Raw genomic sequence first — 20,874 nt, 5'->3', positions numbered from 1 at the left:
CTTAATAATCCAGTTAACAGATATTGTGGCTGCCATTAGAATGCGATGCAATTGCGCACATCGGTTCATTTTTCACGCAGCCGGCGCAGACCAATCTCCAGGAGTCCCACGTACATGAGCAACATGAACCACGAGCGTGTCCTCAGTGTTCACCACTGGAACGACACTCTGTTCAGCTTCAAGTGCACCCGTGATCCGGGCCTGCGCTTCGAGAACGGTCAGTTCGTGATGATCGGCCTGCAACAGCCCAATGGCCGCCCGCTTATGCGCGCTTACTCGATTGCCAGCCCGAACTGGGAAGAGCATCTCGAGTTCTTCAGCATCAAGGTGCCTGATGGCCCGCTGACTTCCCAGTTGCAGCATCTGAAGGAAGGCGACGAGATCATCATCAGCAAGAAGCCTACCGGCACGCTGGTGCTGGATGACTTGAAGCCTGGAAAACATTTGTACCTGCTCAGCACCGGTACCGGTCTGGCGCCCTTCATGAGCGTCATTCAGGACCCGGAAACCTACGAGCGTTTCGAAAAAGTGATCCTGTGCCACGGCGTGCGTTACGTCAACGAAGTCGCCTACCGCGAATTCATCACCGAGCACCTGCCGCAGAACGAGTTCTTCGGCGAGGCCCTGCGTGACAAGTTGATCTACTACCCGACCGTGACCCGCGAGCCGTTCGAGAACGAAGGTCGCCTGACCGACCTGATGCGCAGCGGCAAGCTGTTCAGCGACATCGGCCTGCCACCGATCAACCCGCAAGACGACCGCGCCATGCTGTGCGGCAGCCCGAGCATGCTCGACGAGACCAGCGAAGTGTTGAACAGCTTCGGCCTGAAAGTTTCGCCGCGGATGCGCGAGCCGGGTGATTACCTGATCGAGCGTGCGTTCGTCGAGAAGTAAGCGTTTGTCAGGGTGACGCAGAGCGTCACTGGATGCATTCCCACGCAGAGCGTGGGAACGATCAGCCCGCGTTGCCTGTAAAGGCAGCGCGGGCTTTTTCGTTTCTGGTATTCAGACGTTCGCGGGGATGACTTCAAGGACTCGGATCACACCCGCCTCGGGATAGTGCCAACGCACGTCCAGGTCCCAGAACTGCGCACCGTATTCCCGTTCAGGTGTAGGAACCTGGTACGCCGGACGTGGGTCTTGTGCCAGGCACTGCTCGATCAATTCCACCAACGGCTCTTCGAGGCGCTGAGCATGGTCGTGAGCCTGTTGCAACGCTGAGTCCGTCCACTGCACGGGAATCAACTGCGGCGCGGCGCTAGCGATGCTGTTGGAGGCGCTGTCGATGATGTCGGCGTAAGGCACGTAGGGTTTGATGTCGAGAATCGGCGTGCCGTCCAGCAGGTCGATGCCGGATATCCACAGGCGATTGGCTTCAACCTTGTCTAGCTTCACCACGGATTGGCCGATGCCATTGGGCCGATGGGTCGCACGAGTGGCGAACACGCCCATGGATTTGTTACCGCCCAGACGAGGAGGGCGGACTTTCAGGCGTGGCTTTTCTTCCAGGGCCTGGTGAAACAGGAACAGCAGCCAGACGTGGCTGATCTGCTCCAGTCCCTGCACCGCATCGCCCTGATCGAACGGCGCCACCAGCTCCAGCACACCGCGAGCGGCCGGGGCCAGTTGCGGTTGGCGCGGGATGGCGAATTTCTCCTTGAAGCAGGAGCGCACGAAGCCGATGGGGGAAACGCTGTAGGTCATGGTATTGGGGTCGAAGCGGGATCAGGGCGGGCATGATAACCCACCCCATGATCGTTCCCACGCTCTGCGTGGGAATGCCTCAAATGACGCTCTGCGTCCGCTTTTGGGACGCGGAGCGTCCCGGGCTGCATTCCCACGCGGAGCGTGGGAACGATCATGGGGAGGCGATCTAGAGGCTGAACCCACCATCCAGCGGAATGATGTTTCCCGTCATATACGCCCCGGCCGTACTCGCCAGACTGATCGCCAGCGCCGCCATCTCTTCCTCCCGGCCCCAGCGCTTCATCGGAATCAGCGCCGTATCCTCCGCCAGCGCCTGCTCATCGTTACCAATGTGCTGGGTCATCTTGCTCGGGAAGCGCCCCGGCGCGATCACGTTGACGTTGATGTGCTGGCTCACCAGTTCTCGTGCGAGGATCCGCGACAATTGATGCAGGGCCGCCTTGCTCGGGCCGTAGGCATACGCCTGCTCGCCAAAGGACGAAATCCCCGCCACCGAACCGATGTTGATGATTCGCGCGGGATTGGCTTCGGAACCTGCTTTGCGCAACAGCGGCAAAAACTGCTGGATGCAGTTGAACACCGACGTCACGTTCAACTGCATGACCTTCTCCCAACCCTTGACCGGATAGCTTTCCAGCGGCGCGCCCCAGGTGGTGCCGGCGTTGTTCACCAGGATATCCAGGTGATCGATCTGTTCAGCCAGACGCGTCGCCAATTGCAGCACGCCTTCTTCGGTGGCCAGATTCGCCGCGATCCCGTGGCAGCGCCCGATGTCACTCAGCTCTTCGGCGGTTTGCAGGCAGGCCTCGGCATCCCGGGCGCAGACGTACACGGTCGCGCCGGCCTCGACATAAGCCTTGGCGATCATTTTGCCGATACCACGGGTGCCACCGGTCACCAGGGCGGTGCGGCCTTGCAGGGAAAAGTACGGGTGCATGGCGAATCCTGAGAGCTGAGGGTCAATACACCCTAGTCGTCAGCCGCCGGGAGCGGAGCCACTATTTTTGCGAGGAATGAAGCTCTATTTGTAGGAGCAAAGCTTGCTCGCGATGGCGATTTCGAAAACGCCATCGCGAGCTAGCTTTGTTCCTACGGGGCGATGGACTTACTGCGGACGAACGCGCAGGGTCAGGCCCTTGAGGAAGTTGCGCAGCAACTGGTCGCCACAGGTGCGGTAGTTGGTGTGGCCGAACTTGCGGAACAGCGCGCTCAGCTCAGGCTTGGACACCGGGAACTCGGAAGCCTTGAGGATGGCGTGCATGTCGTCTTCTTTCAGTTCGAAGGCCACGCGCAGTTTCTTCAGGATGATGTTGTTGGTCACCGGGGTTTCGATCGGCTGCGGCGGACGGCTTTCGTCCTTGCCGCGCTTGAAGATCACCAGGCCATCGAGGAAGTGCGCCATGACTTCGTCCGGGCAGCGCACGAAGCCTTCTTCGTCTTCCTCTTTCTTGTCGAGGTAGGTCAGCAGGTCTTCCATGGACACGTCCATGCCGCCGGTCTTGATGATCTCGATGACTTTCTTGTCGCTGATGTCGAGCATGTAGCGCACGCTGCGCAGTACGTCGTTATGAATCATGGTGTGCAATCCTGATATCGGCAGTGGGCGCCGCATAAGCAGCGGCGCCGAAATGTAGGGCGGCGTGAAAAGTCTTAGAACTTCTCTTTGCCGGACAGGTAGCGCCATTGCCCCAGCGGCACTTTGCCGATGGACACGCCGCCGATGCGAATGCGGCGGATGGCGACGACCTTCAGGCCCACGGCCTGGCAGAACAGGGCGATCACGCCCGGTTGTGGGTTCTTCATCGCAAAGCGCAGACGGTTTTCGTTCTGCCAGCTGGCTTTGACCGCCGGCAGTTCCTTACCCTTGTAAGTCAGGCCATGGTTCAGGCGGTTGAGGCCGTGAGCGACCATGTCGCCTTCAACCTCGACCACATACTCCTGCTCGATCTTGGCGGAGTCGGCCGTCAGCTTGCGCAGGATCTTCCAGTCCTGGGTGAACACCAGCAGACCGCTGGCGTTGGCCTGCAGGTCGGTGCTGGCGGTCAGGCGCAGGAAGTGGCCCTTGAGCGGGCGTTTGCTGAAGCGGTGTTCTTCGCTCAGGGTCTCGGCGCTGATGCTCGCCATCGCGGTGTCTGCGTCCATGCCTACGGGCACGTTGAACAGAATGGTCACCGGCTCTGGCGCGGTGGCCTTGGCCTCCGGGTCGAGCTCGACTTTCTGGTTCTCGACCTTGAACTGCGGCTCGTCGATGACTTCGCCGTCCACGGTGACCCAGCCGCCCTCGATGAACAGCTCAGCCTCCCGACGGGAACAGCCGACGAGTTCGATGAGGCGTTTGGAGAGACGAATCGGGTCAGTCATGACAGGGCCGTAACAAAAAGGGGTGGGCATTGTACCTGCTGGACGCCGGTTAATCGCGGGTCCATTTACGCCATGTGGCTTTTAGCCGCGTCGAGCGCGCTGATTCGCCTGTTTCATGCGCATGTGCAGCAGCGGATAAGGCTGACCCATGCCGTCATGCTCGGAACGACCGATCACCTCGAACCCCTGTTTGAAGTAAAACCCCAGCGCCTGCGGGTTCTGTTCGTTGACGTCCAGCTCATCGGCGTGCAGGTGTTCCAGGGCATAGCGCAGCAACTGTTTGCCCAGGCCCTGGCCGCGATGGGCCGGGTCGATAAAGAGCATTTCGATCTTGCCCGCCGCCACGCCGGCAAATCCGGTAATGCGCTGGCGCGGGTCTTTGGTGCAGATCAGCATCACCGCGTCGAGGTAGCGGGTCAGCACCAGGTTCTTTAGCAGGTCGATGTAGCTGTCCGGCAGAAAGTCATGGGTGGCGCGCACCGAAGCCTCCCAGACCCGGGTGAGTTCTTCGTAATCACTCTGTTTCGGTGTGTGGATGACTGAATGGTGGCGCATGCCCGCCTGCCTCTCATGGGGTGAATGATGCGAATCCGTTCTCCACAAAACGATAGACGTAAAAAAGCCCCGCATCTCGTCAAGAGAGCGGGGCTTTTCGTATTTTTTGCGTTTAGATCTGTTCAGCCCACAGGTCGTATTCGTCGGCGTCGGTCACTTTGCACCAGACTTTGTCGCCTGGCTTCAAGTTGCTGCCGTTGTCGATGAATACGTTGCCGTCGATTTCCGGGGCATCGAAGAAGCAGCGGCCAACGGCGCCTTGCTCGTCGACTTCATCGACCAGCACTTCGATTTCACGGCCGACGCGCAGTTGCAGGCGTGCCGAGCTGATGGCTTGCTGGTGCGCCATGAAACGGTCCCAACGGTCTTGCTTGACGTCGTCCGGCACGATGGCCGCGTCCAGCAGGTTGGCCGGTGCGCCTTCAACCGGCGAGTACTGGAAGCAGCCGACGCGATCGAGCTGCGCTTCGGTCAGCCAGTTCAGCAGGTACTGGAAGTCTTCTTCGGTTTCGCCTGGGAAGCCGACGATGAAGGTCGAACGAATGATCAGGTCCGGGCAGATTTCGCGCCAGTTCTTGATCCGCGCCAGGGTCTTGTCTTCGAAAGCCGGGCGTTTCATGGCTTTCAGGACTTTCGGGCTGGCGTGCTGGAACGGGATGTCCAGGTACGGCAGGATCTTGCCGGCGGCCATCAGCGGGATCAGCTCGTCGACGTGCGGGTACGGGTAAACGTAGTGCAGGCGAACCCAGACACCGAGGGAACTCAGGGCTTCGCAGAGTTCGGTCATGCGGGTTTTCACCGGCGCGCCGTTCCAGAAACCGGTGCGGTATTTCACGTCGACGCCGTAGGCGCTGGTGTCTTGCGAGATCACCAACAGCTCTTTGACGCCGGCCTTGACCAGGCGCTGGGCTTCGTCGAGCACGTCACCGACCGGACGGCTGACCAGTTTGCCGCGCATCGACGGGATGATGCAGAAGCTGCAGCTGTGGTTACAGCCTTCGGAAATCTTCAGGTACGCGTAGTGGCGCGGAGTCAGCTTGATGCCTTGCGGCGGCACCAGGTCGATCAGCGGGTTGTGATCCTGGCGCGGCGGCACGGCATCGTGCACGGCGTTGACCACTTGCTCGTACTGCTGCGGACCGGTCACGGCCAGCACGCTCGGGTGCACTTTGCGAATATTGCCTTCTTCGACGCCCATGCAGCCGGTGACGATGACCTTGCCGTTTTCCTTGATGGCTTCGCCGATCACTTCCAAAGATTCAGCCTTGGCCGAGTCGATGAAACCGCAGGTGTTGACCACCACGACATCGGCGTCCTCGTAAGTGGACACAACGTCATAGCCTTCCATGCGCAGCTGGGTAAGGATGCGCTCGGAGTCGACCAGGGCTTTGGGGCAACCCAGGGATACGAAGCCAACCTTTGGATTGGCCGTGGCGGGAGTGGTGGACATGTCTAACCTCGGTATTTGTTGACGCCTCCAGCCGAAGTCGGCAAGGCGACAGACGGGCACTTGGTGTGCCTCTGATCAAAAAGTGCGCAATTCTAGCGACGAGACGCGCACTTGACCAGCTTTATGAGGGAAATGCGACGAGTGCTGCGCTATGCTTCGCGCCGGTACGCTTTACCGATTTTTTACAGTCAACAAATCGTCTGTAACCTGAAGTAAAACAGCGCATGCTGCACGGCAAAGCATAGTGCTTCTTATAAGAAGTCCGGGTCTGAGTAGTAGGAGTTTTTGGATGGGGCAGGCAAGTAGTCAGACGGCGGGCGGCGAGCATTCGGCAGCAAAACCGATCGGCATGCTGGTCGCGGCGGTCGGGGTGGTTTATGGCGATATCGGCACGAGCCCGCTGTACACCCTTAAGGAAGTGTTCTCCGGTGCCTATGGCGTACCGGTTAACCATGACGGCGTGTTGGGCATCCTGGCGCTGATCTTCTGGTCGCTGATTTGGGTTGTCTCGATCAAATACATGATGTTCGTGCTGCGCGCCGACAACCAGGGCGAAGGCGGGATCATGGCCCTGACGGCGCTGGCTCGACGGGCTGCGGCGGGGCATCCGAAGTTGCGGACCATTCTGGTGGTCTGTGGGCTGATCGGTGCGGCGCTGTTCTACGGCGACAGCATGATTACCCCGGCCATTTCCGTACTCTCGGCCATTGAGGGGCTGGGACTGGCATTCGAGGGGATCGACCATTGGGTCGTGCCGCTGTCGCTGGTGGTGCTGGTAGCGCTGTTCCTGATTCAGCGTCACGGCACCGCGCGCATCGGCATTCTGTTCGGGCCAATCATGGTGACCTGGTTTGTCGTGCTCGGTGCCCTGGGCGTCTACGGCATCCTGCAGCACCCGGAAGTGTTGCAAGCGATGAACCCGGTGTGGGGCGTGCGCTTCTTCATCGTGCACCCGGGCATGGGCGTTGCGATCCTTGGTGCGGTGGTGCTGGCGTTGACCGGCGCCGAAGCGCTGTACGCCGACATGGGCCACTTCGGCCGCAAGCCGATTGCCCGTGCCTGGTTCATCCTGGTGCTGCCGGCGCTGGTGCTGAATTACTTCGGCCAGGGTGCCTTGCTGCTGGGGGACCCGGAAGCCGCGCGTAACCCGTTCTACCTGCTGGCGCCGAGCTGGGCGTTGATCCCGCTGGTCGGCTTGTCGACCCTGGCCACGGTGATTGCCTCGCAAGCGGTGATTTCCGGTGCGTTCTCCCTGACCCGTCAGGCGATCCAGCTCGGCTATATTCCGCGGATGCACATCCAGCACACCTCCAGTGCCGAACAGGGCCAGATCTACATTGGCGCGGTGAACTGGTCGCTGATGGTCGGTGTGATTCTGCTGGTGCTGGGCTTCGAATCCTCCGGCGCCCTGGCCTCGGCCTACGGTGTCGCGGTGACGGGCACCATGCTGATGACCACCATTCTGGTGTCGGCGGTGATCCTGCTGCTGTGGAAATGGCCGCCGATCCTTGCGGTGCCGCTGTTGTTCGGTTTCCTGTTGGTAGACGGTCTGTACTTCGCCGCCAACGTGCCGAAGATCATTCAGGGCGGGGCGTTCCCGGTGATCGCCGGCATCGTGCTGTTCGTGCTGATGACCACCTGGAAACGCGGCAAGCAACTGCTGGTCGAACGCCTCGACGAAGGCGGGTTGCCGCTGCCGATCTTCATCAGCAGTATTCGCGTGCAACCGCCGCATCGCGTCCAGGGCACCGCCGTGTTCCTCACCGCGCGCCCGGACGCCGTGCCCCACGCGTTGTTGCACAACCTATTGCATAACCAGGTGCTGCACGAACAAGTGGTGCTGTTGACCGTGGTGTACGAAGACATCCCGCGGGTTCCGGCATCCCGGCGTTTCGAGGTGGATTCCTACGGCGAAGGCTTCTTCCGGGTCATCCTGCACTTCGGCTTCGTCGACGAACCGGACGTGCCGCAAGCGCTGAAGCTGTGTCATCTCGACGACCTGGACTTCAGCCCGATGCGCACCACCTACTTCCTCAGCCGCGAAACCGTCATCGCCTCCAAACTCGAAGGCATGGCCCGCTGGCGCGAGGCGTTGTTTGCGTTCATGTTGCAGAATGCCAACGGTAATTTGCGGTTCTTCAATTTGCCGCTGAACCGGGTGATTGAGTTGGGGACGCAGGTGGAGATGTAACCTGGCGTAATCAAAAAGCCCCCGTTAGCCTTGCGGCTGGCGGGGGCTTTTTTGTGGCCTTCTATTGAGGCTTGAGATGGAGGTCGTGGCATCACCCGCCAAGATCGCAGCCTTCGGCAGCTCCTAAGATGGATCGTGGTACACCTTGTAGGAGCTATCGAAGGATGCGATCTTTTGATCTTGCTCATAAAAAAGCCCCCACAACCATCAGGCTGCGGGGGCTTTTTCGTTCAGCGGGGCTCAGATCACTCCTGCGCCGTCGCCTCTTCCTTGGCCTGGCGCTTGACGATGATGTCCACCAAGCGCTGTGCCAGCGCCGGGTAGTTCTCGTCGAAGTGGTGGCCGCCAGGCAGTTTCATGGCTTCGCCGACAGCGGTCTTGTCGGTGCAACCACTCTCGTCGACTTCTTCTTCGCCGTAGATGCACACCACTTTTTCCGGCGGCAGCTTGGCCATTTCCGGGCCGGTGGCGGCTTCTTTGCCGGCGTTGCCGAGCCAGCCTTCGACTTCGATTTCGAAGCTGCCGGTGCGGGCGAAGGCCAGCAGGATGATGGCGTCGACCCGTTGCTGTTCCGATTCCGCCAAGCGGTTGTAGATCGCTGGCAATACGTCAGCGCCGAACGAGTAACCGGTCAGGATGAAGCGCTTGGTGCCCCATTTCTGGCGGTAGTGTTGCATCAGCTCGGCGAGGTCCAGGGCGCTTTGCTCCGGGCTCTTGTGCTGCCAGTAGTAGCGCAGGGTGTCGATGCCGACCACTGGGTAGCCGATCTTCGCCATCTCGCCCGCCACGTCGCGGTCGAGGTCGCGCCAGCCGCCGTCACCGGAGAGGAATAGGGTCACGGTGTCCTTGGCTTGGCCGGCCGGGACTTCAACCACTGGAATTTGCAGGCCGCCCGCGGCTTTGTCGCCACCGACGAGGATCTTGCGCAGTTCGTTGTTCAGCACTTGCGGCAGGTTGATGTCGTAGTCGCTGATGCTGGTTTCGGCGTTCGGTTGATCACGCACGAAGCCTGCGCTGGCGTCGTCCGGGTTGTCGTTCCAGGCCACCAGCCAGTGGCCGTGGGCGGCGCTTTTTGGCAGCAGGTGAGTGCAGCCGGGTTTTTCCAGGGCCAGGTCTACCGACACGGCCTGAGCCTTGTCGTCCTTCTGCTCGGACAACCAGCGCCAGGCCAGCACGGCGCCAGGGCCGATGCCGCTGACCAGGGTCGCCGGGCCTTTCAGCTCGCGCAGACCCGATTGCAGGGCACGGCTTTGCAACAGGCAGTCTTTGGGCAGGATCACCTGGACGATCTGCGCCGAAGCGCTGCGGCTCAGGGATTTCAGTTGCTGGTCATTGAGTTTCTGTTCGGCAGTGACCGCCACCAGCACCTGAGCCTTTGGCGTCGTGCCGGGAATCACCCGGGTCATGGCGGCGCCATCAGCCGGGGTCAGCAGTTCGAGAGTCGGTTCGGGTGCCGGGCGTTTCATGTACCAGTAGCCGCCACCGACAATCAGGGCCAGCACTACCAGTGTGGCCAGTACGTACCGCAAGGAGCGTTGAATCATCAGCGTTTCACCAATCCAGTCAAGCCGCCCGCAATCAGGGCAGCAGTATCGGCCAGGGCAACCAGCGGATCGAGTCCGGCGGGCACGGCCATATAACGGGGTTCCCAGTCAGGCTGGAATTTGTCTTTGAAGCGGCGCAAGCCTTGGAAGTTGTAGAGCTGCTCACCACGGCGGAAGACCATCGAGCCCAGGCGCTGGGTCAGCGGCGCGCCGCGACGGGGTTGTAGACCCGACAGTGGCACCATGCCCAGGCTGAACTTGGCGTATCCATGATTTTTATAATGTTGAATCAGGCCGACCATCATGAACTCCATGGTCAGCTTCGGGGCGTCCGGGTGCGCGCGCATCAGGTCGAGGCTGGCCAGGTCATGGCCATAGGTCTCGAGCAAGTTGGCGAACGCCACCGGGCGTCCCTCAAAACGAATCACCGCGACGCGGAAATGCTTGAGGTAGTCATCGCTGAAACGGCCGAGGGAGAAGCCTTTCTCGCGCACGTTCTTGCCGGTCAGCCAGGCATCGGAAATCACCTTGAGCTCATCCATCGGCGCGTGGCCCGGCTCGTGGATCTCCAGCGATAGACCGTCACGGGTGCCGCGGTTCCAGGTGTAGCGCAGGTCTTTCATCTCTTTGCCCTTGGCTTCGAGATCAAAGCGATGCAGATCAACCCGGGCTTCTTCGCCGAGCTTGATCGCGGTCAGGCCGATGTCCATGTAATACGGCAGGTTCTCGGCGCGCACTTGATAGAACACGGGGCGGGCGTGGTGGATGTCGCAGAGGTCGCGGAACTGCCAGATCATCTCCGCCCGTTGCTGGGTCGGGCCGATCGGGTCGTACAGCGCCACCAGGCTGCGGCCACGGCGGGCGTACATCAGGAACGCCTCGTCGTTGGGGTGAAACAGCAACGCCTTGTCACCGGTCAGCGCGAGGCCACCGTCCGGTTGGGCCGAAGCCATGAGGATCTTTACCGCGCGATCCAGTTCGTCCGGTGTCGGCAGGTGAATGATCGGGCGCGCGGTGCGCAGCAGCCAGGTCAGCGAAACCACCACCAGCAATACGGCAGCGCCCAGCAGTGAACGCAAGCCACGCGGCGCATCGGCGTCGAGGGTGAACTGCCACCACAGTTGGTGACTGTACGGAACGTCCTGATAGGCAAACAGCAGCAGCCACATCGACGCGGCGAGAACGCACAGGCTGGCGACCAGATACAGCGGCGAGAACGGCAGTTCGGTCAGGCGACTGGCGCGATAGAACGAGCTGCGGAATACCCCGAGCAGGCTCGCCGTCAGGGTCATCAGGCAGGCTTCTTCCCAGTCGAAACCCTTGAGCAGCGAGAGCAGGGCGCCGACCAGCAACAGAATGGTGGTCAGCATCCACGCGGCCGACAGTCGACGACGCAGGCCCTGAGCCAGCAACAGGCACAGCACGCCGATCAGGCTGGCGCCGAAGTGCGAGGCGTCAACCAGGCGATGGGGAATCAGAAAGCCGATGTGCTCCAGGCGCGTATCAATTTCCGGCGTCGCGCCGGAGAACAGCAGCACCACGCCGGACAGGAACACCAGCAGCGCCAGAATCGGCGCTGCCAGACCTGAGGCCGCCCGCAGTGACTGACGGGACTGGAACAGGCGCTGGCCTTCGTTGATCAGCAGGAACACGCAGGCCACCAATAATGGCAGCACCACATAAATCAGACGATACAGCAGCAGGGCCGCGGCCAGTGGCGCGGCGCCGAGGGTGTCGGCGAACGCGGCCAGCAGGATCGCTTCGAATACCCCGACCCCGCCGGGCACATGGCTGAGCACGCCGGCGGCCAGGGCCAACAGATAAATCAGCAGGAAAGCGCCAAAGGGCGGTGCTTCCGGCAGCAACAGATAGAGCACGGTCGCGGCGGCGGCCACGTCCAGGGCGGTGATGACCAGTTGCAGGAACGTCAGGCGTCGGCCCGGCAGGCGCAGCGTGCGGCGTCCGGCCTTGACCAGCAGGTTGTCCGGGTAAGGCTGCTCCGGCAGGCGACGGCGATAGATGCCGATGGCCAGTACCGTGGTGAGCAACAGCACTGCCGCGGCAATCAAGCCCAGCAAGGTCTCGGAGAGGCCCAGTGCGGCGGAGGCGGCGGGCAGGTTGCTCAGGGTCGCCAGTGCCGCCAGCGGGGGCAGGGCGCAGCCGAGCGAAAGGCTGGCGAACAGCGTCATGTGGGCAACGTCTGAAGCGCCCAGGCCATGACGTGCATATAAACGATAGCGAACCGAACCGCCCGACAGCATCGACAGCCCGATAGCGTTGCCGATGGCGAAGGCGGTAAAGCCACCCAGCGCCAGGGTTCGTGGCGCCAGGGTCACGCCGGCATAGCGGCTGGCGGACCATTCGTAGCCCAGCAAGATAATGAAACCGACGACGGTCGCACCGAATGCGCCGATCAATGCCGGTTTTGGCACGTCCAGGATCGAATCGTGGAGCGCATACAGATCGAGTTCGCTTAATAGATGGCGACAGGCAATCAGCGCGATAGCGAACAACAACAAGGTGACCGCAAGACCAAGGGGTTGGCGGTATTTGCTGACCAGATCAAGCAGGCGCAAACGCTCGGCCTTGATAGGTTGTGTCGCTGTTACGGTGTCTTGTGGATCAGACGAGTTGGCGCGCATCAATCACCTCTTGGATTGTGCGCGACAGGATGGAGGTATCGAGCCAAGTTACCAATCCCTGTAGAAAAAAATAATCACAAATATTAACGCTTCTCGCCGGTTCGAGGCGATGGCGCGTCATCGGTCGTACAGGGCCTGCCTGGCACAGAGCATAGTCTGAACTCAGCGTCTGGGTGATCCTGAACGGTTCGCTGCACAGTGACAGATCATTGTTGCGAAAGGACTTTTTCGACAGATACAAAAAAGGCCACTCTTTCGAGCAGCCTTTTTTGATGTTTGGTTGCGGGAGCCGGATTTGAACCGACGACCTTCGGGTTATGAGCCCGACGAGCTACCAGACTGCTCCATCCCGCGTCTGTGTGGCGGCATTCTACAGGCGAACGACAGAGTGTCAACCGTTAATCCTGAATAGGGTCAAATAAGCGTAAGTGAGCGGCGAACGGTTACGGGGGAGGCCTAAGTTTCGGAATAGGAACGATTTCTTGTTTTTGCGTCGTCAGCCGTTACTTGCTCGCTTCTATTCAAATTTATAAAAGAGACGCGCACAAAAAAGGCCACTCTTTCGAGTAGCCTTTCTTGATGTTTGGTTGCGGGAGCCGGATTTGAACCGACGACCTTCGGGTTATGAGCCCGACGAGCTACCAGACTGCTCCATCCCGCGTCTGTGTGGCGGCATTCTACAGGCGAACGCCTGAGTGTCCACCGTTAATCCTGAATAGGGTCAAATAAGTGTAAATTGAGCGGCGAACGGTCGTGAGGGAGACTTAAGTTGTGGAATCGGAACGATTTCTCGTTTCTGCACCGTCAGCCGTTACCCGCTCTTTCCTATCTAGTATTTACAAAAGCGACGCGCACAAAAAAGGCCACTCTTTCGAGTAGCCTTTTTTGATGTTTGGTTGCGGGAGCCGGATTTGAACCGACGACCTTCGGGTTATGAGCCCGACGAGCTACCAGACTGCTCCATCCCGCGTCTGTGTGTCGGCATTCTACAGAGGATCGGCGATCTGTCAACCTTCAACTCAGAGAAAACCTCTTCCCGTTCAATCGCTTAGCTTGAAATTAGAGCTGGGTGATTGGCTGCAAGGTCGGTATGGCAAGGCTTTAAGCTCTATCGGGTGAGGCTTGACGATTGAAAAAATAAATTCAGCTGGTACTTTTCCTACGGGGGAAAAGAACATTCAGAGTACTGGTGCTATATACAGGTGTCAGTGAGATACTGCCGGTCCGGCTCGTCATTACGTCATTTCCTTGCCATGAACACCGCTTCTATATGACCCAACGCAAAATCATCCACGTCGATTGCGACTGTTTCTACGCGGCTATCGAGATGCGTGATGACCCGCGCCTGGCTGGCAAGCCACTGGCAGTGGGTGGGTCGGCGGACCGGCGTGGGGTGATTGCCACCTGTAATTATGAAGCGCGGGCCTACGGCGTGCGTTCGGCGATGTCTTCCGGGCATGCCTTGAAGCTGTGTCCGGACCTGACCATCGTCAAGCCGCGGATGGACGCCTATAGGGAAGCGTCGAAGGAAATTCAGACGATTTTCAGCGATTACACCGACCTGATCGAGCCACTTTCCCTCGATGAGGCCTATCTGGACGTGTCGGACAGCGCGCATTTTGGCGGCAGCGCCACGCGCATTGCCCAGGATATCCGCCGTCGCGTGTCCAATCAGTTGCACATCACGGTCTCGGCGGGTGTGGCGCCGAACAAGTTTCTGGCCAAGATCGCCAGTGACTGGAAGAAGCCCAACGGCTTGTTCGTCATCACCCCGGACCAGGTGGAAGACTTCGTCAGCGGATTGCCGGTGAGCAAGCTGCACGGCGTGGGCAAGGTCACCGCCGACAAGCTCGGCAGGCTCGGCATCGTTGATTGTTCGCAACTGCGCGAGTGGAACAAGTTGGCGCTGGTGCGTGAATTCGGCAGTTTCGGTGAGCGACTCTGGAGCCTGGCCCGTGGGATCGATGAGCGGCTGGTGCACAACGACAACCGTCGGCAATCCATCAGTGTCGAAAATACCTACGACGTCGATCTGCCGGATCTGGTGAGTTGCCTGGATAAACTGCCTGAATTACTGGAAACCCTCGCCGGGCGCATGGCGCGGATCGACAGCAGCTATCGGCCGGGCAAGCCGTTCGTCAAAGTGAAATTCCATGACTTCACTCAAACCACGCTGGAACAGGCCGGGGCCGGGCGGGATCTGGGGAGTTATCAGTTGTTGTTGACCCAGGCGTTCAATCGCGGCGGTAAACCGGTGCGGTTGTTGGGGGTCGGGGTGCGGCTGGAGGATTTGCGGGGCGGGTTTGAGCAGATGGAGTTGTTTGAGCGATAGTCTTGTAGCGAATGTCTGGGCCTCTTCGCGGGCAAGCCTCGCTCCTGCAGGTATCGCGCACGATCTATACCTGTAGGAGCGAGGCTTGCCCGCGAAGCTTTTGCTGTCAATTCGGGTTCGGATCCGCCACCAATCGCCCGGCATCCCTGGTCAACGACTTGAGGAATTCGGTCTGCAACTCAGGATCGTTGCGCGTCAGTTCGATCAGGCTCTGTTCCAGCTCGCTGGCTTCTTCTTCCAGGCCCAGTTCCGACAAGCGTTTGACCCGGTGTACCCACTGGCTCACTTCGTCGTCTTCAAGGTCGTCGTAAATCAGCCCATGGGCTTCGAGCAGCTTGCCACGCAAGCCGCTGCTGACCGCCAGGGACGAGTCGGTGTGCACATCGTCCTGGGCATCTGCGACGGTAATCAACAGCCGGCTCAGATGGTTGATGTCATGTTCGGCGAACGGACTGTCCAACAGGTTCAGGCGCAATACGCCATTCTTGTCGGTGGTCAGCTCGAAGGTTTCCTTGCCGGCCTTGACCTGCACCGGGCGCTCGCTCCAGGGCAGGCTCGAGTATTCCGTGCGTTTGTCGCGCTGGACTTCATCGATGCCGGCCAGGTTTTGCTGGGCGCGACCGTGAGACTGCACGTTCATGAACGGGTTGATCCCGGCGACACCGTAGCTCAGCCAATCCTTGGTCACGCTGTCCGGCAAGTTGCCGAGGGCAAACACGTTGACCACGTTTGCGCCGACACCGGCCACCACGGCCAACATGCCCAGCGGGATTTCGTAGACCTCCCGCCAGGGTTGGTAGGGCGTGTAGCGGTCGTAGTGACGCGTGACTTCGAATTCGGTGACTTCGAAAGTCTTTTGCTCGTGGATTTTCACCCGCCGTTGCGGCAGCTCAAGTACCTTGGGCTCACCGACATCGATCTGCAGGCTGTGATCGAGCAATTTGCGCTCGACCCGTTCCTCGTGCTCGCTACGTTGTGACATCTGATTGGCACAGCCGCTGACCAGCAGGGTGCCGCACAGGGCGGCACCACCGAGGCCTAAGGTGTTTCGCTTGAACATGACTTCTCTATCTGGTGTCAGCGGCGGATACGGGCCTGGAGGAAAGACAGCACGTCAGCGACCGGCAGGGCTTGCGCCTCGGCCTCGGTGCGGCTCTTGTATTCCAGATTGCCATCGGCGAGGCCGCGGTCACTGACCACGATCCGGTGTGGAATGCCGATCAGCTCCATGTCCGCGAACTTGATGCCCGGGCTGGTTTTCTTGTCGCGGTCGTCCAGCAGCACTTCGAAACCGGCCGCGGTCAGTTCTGCGTACAGCTTGTCGGTGGCTTCGCGAACCTGCTCGTTATCGTAGCGCAGCGGTACCAGGGCGATCTGGAATGGCGCGAGAGTGTCGCTCCAGATAATCCCGTTGGCATCGTTGCCCTGCTCGATGGCCGCAGCCACCACGCGGGATACGCCAATGCCATAGCAGCCCATTTCCAAGGTCACCGGCTTGCCGTTCTCGCCCAGCACTTCGCACTTCATCGCTTTGCTGTACTTGTTGCCCAGCTGGAAGATGTGCCCGACTTCGATGCCGCGCTTGATTTCCAGGGTGCCCTTGCCATCCGGGCTTGGGTCGCCGGCCACGACGTTGCGCAGGTCGGCCACGGTCGGAACCGGCAGGTCGCGTTCCCAGTTCACGCCGAAGTAGTGCTTGTCGTCGATGTTGGCGCCAATACCGAAGTCGCTCATCAGCTCGACCGAGCGGTCGATGATGATTGGCAGCGGCAGGTTCAACGGGCCGAGGGAACCGGCACCGGCGCCAATCGCGTCACGCAGTTCGCTTTCCGAAGCCATGACCAGCGGGCTGGCAACGCCTGGCTGTTGGGCGGCCTTGATTTCGTTCAGCTCATGGTCGCCACGGATGATCAGGGCAATCAGCTTGCCTTTCTCTTCAGCGTGAACCACGAGGGTCTTGATGGTTTTTTCGATCGGCAGATTGAAGCCTTCGACCAGTTGCGCGATGGTCTTGGCGTTCGGGGTGTCGACCAGGCGCAGCTCTTCGGCCGGCGCGGCGCGGGAAGTTTCGCGCGGCACGGCTTCGGCTTTCTCGATGTTCGCGGCGTAGTCGGAACCGTTGCTGAACACGATATCGTCTTCGCCGGATTCGGCCAATACGTGGAACTCGTGGGAGCCGGCACCGCCGATGGAGCCGTTGTCGGCTTCAACAGGGCGGAATTTCAGGCCCAGACGGGTGAACACGTTGCAGTACGCCTGGTGCATGCGATCGTAGGTGATCTGCAGCGACGGCTGGTCTGCGTGGAAGGAGTAGGCGTCCTTCATGATGAATTCGCGACCGCGCATCAAACCGAAGCGTGGACGGATTTCGTCACGGAATTTGGTCTGGATCTGATACACGTTGATTGGCAGCTGTTTGTAGCTGCTCAATTCGTTGCGCATCAGGTCGGTGATCACTTCTTCGTGGGTCGGGCCGGCGCAGAAGTCGCGACCGTGACGATCCTTGAAGCGCAGCAATTCGGGGCCGTACTCTTCCCAGCGCCCGGATTCCTGCCACAGCTCAGCCGGTTGAGTGCTCGGCATCAACACTTCAAGCGAGCCGGCGGCGTTCATTTCTTCACGAACGACGGCTTCGACCTTGCGCATTACTCGCAAGCCCATCGGCAGCCAGGTGTACAGGCCCGAGGCGAGTTTGCGGATCATGCCGGCGCGCAGCATCAGCTGATGGCTGATCACGACCGCGTCGGAAGGCGTTTCTTTCTGTGTGGCGAGCAAAAATTGACTGGTGCGCATGGTTGGCCGTTGTCGGTTGCTGATGACGAGAAATGACGGAGCATTGTACGGGCGAGATCTGCTGACGTACAGAAGTGCGGCCGGCGGTGTGGCTCGATGGCGGGAAACCTCCCGCCATTCGGGACGTTTCCTACGACTCTTCCACGGCCGGCGTCTGTAACGGTTCAGGTGTCGGCGTCGGGCCGGCGCGGCGGCTTTCCTGGAACCAGTGCAGCGCGATCAGCAGCAGGGTCGGCACGCCGAGCAGAGCCGTGATAAGGAAGAAGTTGTGATAGCCGAACTTCTCCACCATGACCCCGGAGTAGCCGCCGATCAGGCGCGGCAGCAGGAGCATGATCGAGCTGAGCAGGGCGTATTGGGTGGCGGAAAACTTGAGGTTGGTCAGGCTCGACAGGTAAGCGACAAACGCCGACGTCGCCAGGCCCGAGCTGAAGTTGTCCAGGGAAATGGTCAGGATCAGCATGTTCAGGTTGGCGCCCATGTCGGCGAGCATCAGGAACAGCAGGTTGGTGCCGGCCGATGCGATACCGCCAATCAGCAGGATCGGCAAAATGCCGAAGCGCACGATCAGCAGGCCGCCCATGCCGGCGCCGACCAAGGTCATGATCAGGCCGAAAATCTTGCTGACGCTGGCGATCTGATCCTTGGTGAAGCCCTGGTCGATGTAGAACACGTTGGCCATTACGCCCATGACCGTATCGGACATCCGGTAGGTGGCGATCAATCCGAGCAACAGGAACGCTTGCCAGCGGTACCGCAGAATGAAGTCGTTGACCGGTGTCAGCACTGGCGCCAGGCCGCGGCGGCCCATGGCTGACAGGCACAGCGCGGTCAGCGTGATGTAGAGAATGGCCCGCAGGAATGCGCGATCTTCGAGCAGCAGGTCGAGCAGGCTTTCACCCTGGAACAGCACGGCGGCGAAGTCAGTGTTGTAGAGCTGGGTGAACATGGCCGGCACCGACACCAGCAACACGATCAGGACAAACACCGACGCCAGTTGATGCGCAAAGCTGTAACGCCCGGCCTGTAGTTGAGTGCGCAGCGGCACGGGCGGCTCGCGCATGAACAGGCTGGTCAGTAGCGCAGGAATCATCAATGCGCCGAACAGCACATACGTGCCGGCCCAGGCCGAATGTTGGTAGTTGAAACCGGTGGAACCGAAGCCTTCGGCGAAGAACAGTGCGCCAGCGGTGGCCAGCAGGGCAGCGATGCGATAGCCGGACATGTAGCTGGCGGCCAGTGCAGCTTGGCGACTGTCGTCGGCGATTTCCAGGCGATAGGCGTCGACAGCAATGTCCTGGGTCGCCGAGGCGAAGGCCACGACCACCGCGATGGCGATCAGCCAGGACAAATGCTTTTGCGGGTCGCAGAAACCCATGCCGATCAGGCCGAGTATCACCAGTGACTGGGACAGCACCAGCCAGGAGCGGCGTCGACCCAGTTTGCCAAGGAATGGCAGGCGCCATTGGTCGAGCAGCGGGGACCACACCCATTTAAAGGCGTAGGCCAGGCCTATCAGGCTTGCATAGCCAATGGTTTCGCGGGCCACACCGGCCTCGCGCAACCAGACCGACAGCGTCGAAAACACCAGCATGTAGGGCAGGCCGGCGGCGAAACCAAGCAACAACAGCACAAGCGTTGATGGGCTGGCATAGGCGGCGAGCGCGGCGCGCCAGGTTTTACGGGGCATGGGCTGGAGTCTGCCTCAAGATTACGGAAACAAAGCGCGCACTCTAACCGCTGTGCTCTACCGGGCGCCAGCCATGACGCTGAATATCAACACGATTATTCAGGACACTAATGCCTTCCATGCGTAGACGCGCCCGTTGTTCATCCCCGGAAGGGCTGCCCACCGGCAGGCTGATTCGACCACCGGCGCCGAGCACGCGGTGCCAGGGCAGCTTGGTGTCGCCGGGCAACTGGCTCAGCGTGCGTCCGACCCAGCGCGCAGCGCGCCCCAACCCGGCGAGTTCGGCCAATTGCCCGTAACTCACGACTTTGCCCTCGGGCACTTGAGCCAGGGTCAGGTACAGCGCCGTGCGTCGGATTTGCGCCGGGCTTTCGTTTTCCGTCGTCTCGTCTGTCACGTCCGCAGTTCCTGAAGAAATTCGCTTTGCTGCCATCAGATTAAGTCCAGAAGTGTCAATTGAGAAAGGAACTCAATAGAAATAGTCGGGTCAGTCCTTGCTAGCGCCTTATTCCTTGGGATAATGCCGACTTTTTTTCGCAATCCAGAGCCTTCGATCTGCTTATGTTGTCCAGAACCTTGTTGTGCCTCGCTGTCTTCAGTGCTTCCACGCCTTTGCTCGCCGACACCGTATGGTTGAAAAACGGTGACAAATTGAGCGGCAAGATCACCGTGTTCGATGGCGGCAAACTGCTGATCCAGACCGAATACGCCGGTGCGGTTCCGATCGACTGGAAGCAGGTCAAGACCCTGGAAAGTGATCAGCAATTGCTAGTCAAGCAGGATGCCTACACCGGTGAGAAAGCCAAATCCTTGAAGGCTGCCGAAGATGGCAAGGTGACTCTGGCCAATGGCGAGGCGCCGAAAACCGTCGAGCTGGCGAGCATCCAGCAGATTCTCAAGCCCAAGCCGGTGGTTGAAGACCTGGTGTGGAAGGGCAATGTCGACATGGCCCTGGATTATCAGCGCGCCGAGAAGGACACCGACGACTACGATGTCGGCTTCAAGACCTCGGCCCGTCATGGCCGTTGGCGGCACACGGCCGAGGGCGAGTACAACCGCGAATTCCAGGACGACGTGGTCACCACCGACAACTGGCGTGCCGAGTACTCCCTTGACCGATTCCTCACCGAGCACTGGTACTGGGATGGTCGCGTGAACTACAAGCGCGACAAGGTCGAAGAGCTGTCCCGTCAGCGCGTGGTCGGTACCGGTCCGGGGTATCAGTTCTGGGATAACGAGCTGGGCGCGTTCTCGCTCGGTTCGTTGCTCAACCGTACCGATTACGAATACCGCGATGGCGGCAAGGACAACTTCTATTCCGTGGCCATGAAGTGGGACTACAACCGCTATCTGGTGGGCAAGAAGGTCGAGTTCTTCACCAATGGCGAAGTAGGCAAGCCGCTGTCCGGCGTGGCCGATTACGCGCTCGATGCCGAAGTGGGCTTGCGCTACAAAGTCACCGACTGGGCTTCGCTTAACCTCAAGGCCGAGCGCGACGTCATCAGCGGGACCGATGATGCTGATTTGAACAAGACCCGTTATACCGCAGGGTTTGGCGTGGCCTGGTAACTGTCGTATTGCACAAAAAAAGCCCCGCAACCTTAAGGTT

16 protein-coding genes and 3 tRNA genes are annotated in these 20,874 nt (G+C 60.2%); 4 read left to right on the top strand and 15 right to left on the bottom strand.

Translation table 11 applies throughout. From position 1 onward, the window contains the following. The first annotated feature begins 114 nt into the window (after positions 1–114). Positions 115–894: a ferredoxin-NADP reductase gene (gene fpr, locus HKK52_RS14165; protein ID WP_003443014.1), complete on the top strand. Its 780-nt coding sequence runs from the start codon at positions 115–117 to the stop codon at positions 892–894. A 111-nt stretch (positions 895–1,005) separates the two neighbouring features. Here the strand turns inward: fpr and tsaA are convergent, their stop codons facing one another. The 6 genes from tsaA to rimO all read right to left on the bottom strand — a co-directional run bounded on the left by tsaA (position 1,006) and on the right by rimO (position 6,073). After that, the gene (gene tsaA / locus HKK52_RS14160) at positions 1,006–1,704 is read right to left on the bottom strand and encodes a tRNA (N6-threonylcarbamoyladenosine(37)-N6)-methyltransferase TrmO (protein ID WP_169371340.1); all 699 of its coding nucleotides are present in this window, start codon (positions 1,702–1,704) and stop codon (positions 1,006–1,008) included. A gap of 169 nt (positions 1,705–1,873) precedes the next feature. Then, positions 1,874–2,644 carry an SDR family oxidoreductase gene (locus HKK52_RS14155; RefSeq protein ID WP_169371339.1) on the bottom strand — a complete coding sequence of 257 codons (771 nt, stop codon included), beginning with the start codon at positions 2,642–2,644 and terminating at the stop codon, positions 1,874–1,876. Positions 2,645–2,812: 168 nt separating this feature from the next. Beyond that, on the bottom strand, positions 2,813–3,283 hold the full coding sequence (locus HKK52_RS14150) for a DUF1456 family protein (RefSeq protein ID WP_054615966.1): 471 nt from the start codon (positions 3,281–3,283) through the stop codon (positions 2,813–2,815). A 74-nt stretch (positions 3,284–3,357) separates the two neighbouring features. Further along, positions 3,358–4,068, bottom strand: coding sequence for an rRNA pseudouridine synthase (locus HKK52_RS14145; RefSeq protein ID WP_169371338.1), 711 nt, complete (start codon positions 4,066–4,068; stop codon positions 3,358–3,360). 81 nt (positions 4,069–4,149) lie between these two features. Then, positions 4,150–4,623 carry a GNAT family N-acetyltransferase gene (locus tag HKK52_RS14140; protein WP_169371337.1) on the bottom strand — a complete coding sequence of 158 codons (474 nt, stop codon included), beginning with the start codon at positions 4,621–4,623 and terminating at the stop codon, positions 4,150–4,152. A gap of 112 nt (positions 4,624–4,735) precedes the next feature. Continuing rightward, positions 4,736–6,073 (bottom strand): 30S ribosomal protein S12 methylthiotransferase RimO, encoded by a 1,338-nt coding sequence (gene rimO, locus HKK52_RS14135; RefSeq protein WP_123512023.1) that lies wholly within the window; start codon positions 6,071–6,073, stop codon positions 4,736–4,738. A gap of 289 nt (positions 6,074–6,362) precedes the next feature. On the opposite strand from rimO, the gene HKK52_RS14130 reads away from it, so the two are divergent. Continuing rightward, positions 6,363–8,264, top strand: coding sequence for a potassium transporter Kup (locus tag HKK52_RS14130; protein ID WP_169371336.1), 1,902 nt, complete (start codon positions 6,363–6,365; stop codon positions 8,262–8,264). A 245-nt stretch (positions 8,265–8,509) separates the two neighbouring features. On the opposite strand, the gene HKK52_RS14125 is transcribed toward HKK52_RS14130, so the two are convergent. The 5 genes from HKK52_RS14125 to HKK52_RS14105 form a co-directional block, all read right to left on the bottom strand. Further along, entirely contained in the window at positions 8,510–9,808 is a 1,299-nt protein-coding gene (locus tag HKK52_RS14125; RefSeq protein ID WP_169371335.1) for a virulence factor family protein, read from the bottom strand. Beyond that, positions 9,808–12,450 (bottom strand): bifunctional lysylphosphatidylglycerol flippase/synthetase MprF, encoded by a 2,643-nt coding sequence (gene mprF / locus HKK52_RS14120; protein ID WP_169371334.1) that lies wholly within the window; start codon positions 12,448–12,450, stop codon positions 9,808–9,810. Before mprF ends, HKK52_RS14125 begins: the two co-directional genes overlap by 1 nt. Positions 12,451–12,727: 277 nt before the next feature. Next, positions 12,728–12,804, bottom strand: a tRNA-Met gene (locus HKK52_RS14115). A gap of 230 nt (positions 12,805–13,034) precedes the next feature. Continuing rightward, positions 13,035–13,111: transfer RNA gene (locus tag HKK52_RS14110), tRNA-Met, on the bottom strand. 232 nt (positions 13,112–13,343) lie between these two features. Continuing rightward, positions 13,344–13,420 (bottom strand) — tRNA-Met (locus tag HKK52_RS14105). A 300-nt stretch (positions 13,421–13,720) separates the two neighbouring features. Here HKK52_RS14105 and dinB point away from each other — a divergent pair. Further along, a complete protein-coding gene (gene dinB, locus HKK52_RS14100) occupies positions 13,721–14,782 on the top strand; it encodes a DNA polymerase IV (protein ID WP_169371333.1) in 1,062 nt (353 codons plus the stop codon). 106 nt (positions 14,783–14,888) lie between these two features. On the opposite strand, the gene HKK52_RS14095 is transcribed toward dinB, so the two are convergent. From HKK52_RS14095 to HKK52_RS14080, 4 genes are all read right to left on the bottom strand, one after another. Continuing rightward, complete coding sequence (locus HKK52_RS14095; RefSeq protein ID WP_169371332.1) at positions 14,889–15,842, bottom strand: hypothetical protein; 954 nt, start codon at positions 15,840–15,842, stop codon at positions 14,889–14,891. Positions 15,843–15,859: 17 nt separating this feature from the next. Further along, a complete protein-coding gene (locus HKK52_RS14090; RefSeq protein ID WP_169371331.1) occupies positions 15,860–17,575 on the bottom strand; it encodes a proline--tRNA ligase in 1,716 nt (571 codons plus the stop codon). 130 nt (positions 17,576–17,705) lie between these two features. Then, positions 17,706–19,265 carry an AmpG family muropeptide MFS transporter gene (locus HKK52_RS14085; RefSeq protein WP_169371330.1) on the bottom strand — a complete coding sequence of 520 codons (1,560 nt, stop codon included), beginning with the start codon at positions 19,263–19,265 and terminating at the stop codon, positions 17,706–17,708. A 43-nt stretch (positions 19,266–19,308) separates the two neighbouring features. Beyond that, positions 19,309–19,662, bottom strand: a complete 354-nt coding sequence (locus tag HKK52_RS14080; RefSeq protein WP_169371329.1) for an MGMT family protein — start codon at positions 19,660–19,662, stop codon at positions 19,309–19,311. Between the two features lie 164 nt (positions 19,663–19,826). Between HKK52_RS14080 and HKK52_RS14075 the strand changes: the two genes are divergently transcribed. Beyond that, on the top strand, positions 19,827–20,834 hold the full coding sequence (locus HKK52_RS14075; protein WP_169371328.1) for a DUF481 domain-containing protein: 1,008 nt from the start codon (positions 19,827–19,829) through the stop codon (positions 20,832–20,834). The last annotated feature ends 40 nt before the right edge of the window (positions 20,835–20,874 follow it).

This window comes from Pseudomonas sp. ADAK2 (assembly GCF_012935755.1).
In the GTDB taxonomy this organism is placed as follows: Bacteria; Pseudomonadota; Gammaproteobacteria; order Pseudomonadales; family Pseudomonadaceae; genus Aquipseudomonas.
Note: the sequence above shows the minus strand (reverse complement) of the source record. Positions and strands in the feature narration are given on the sequence as shown.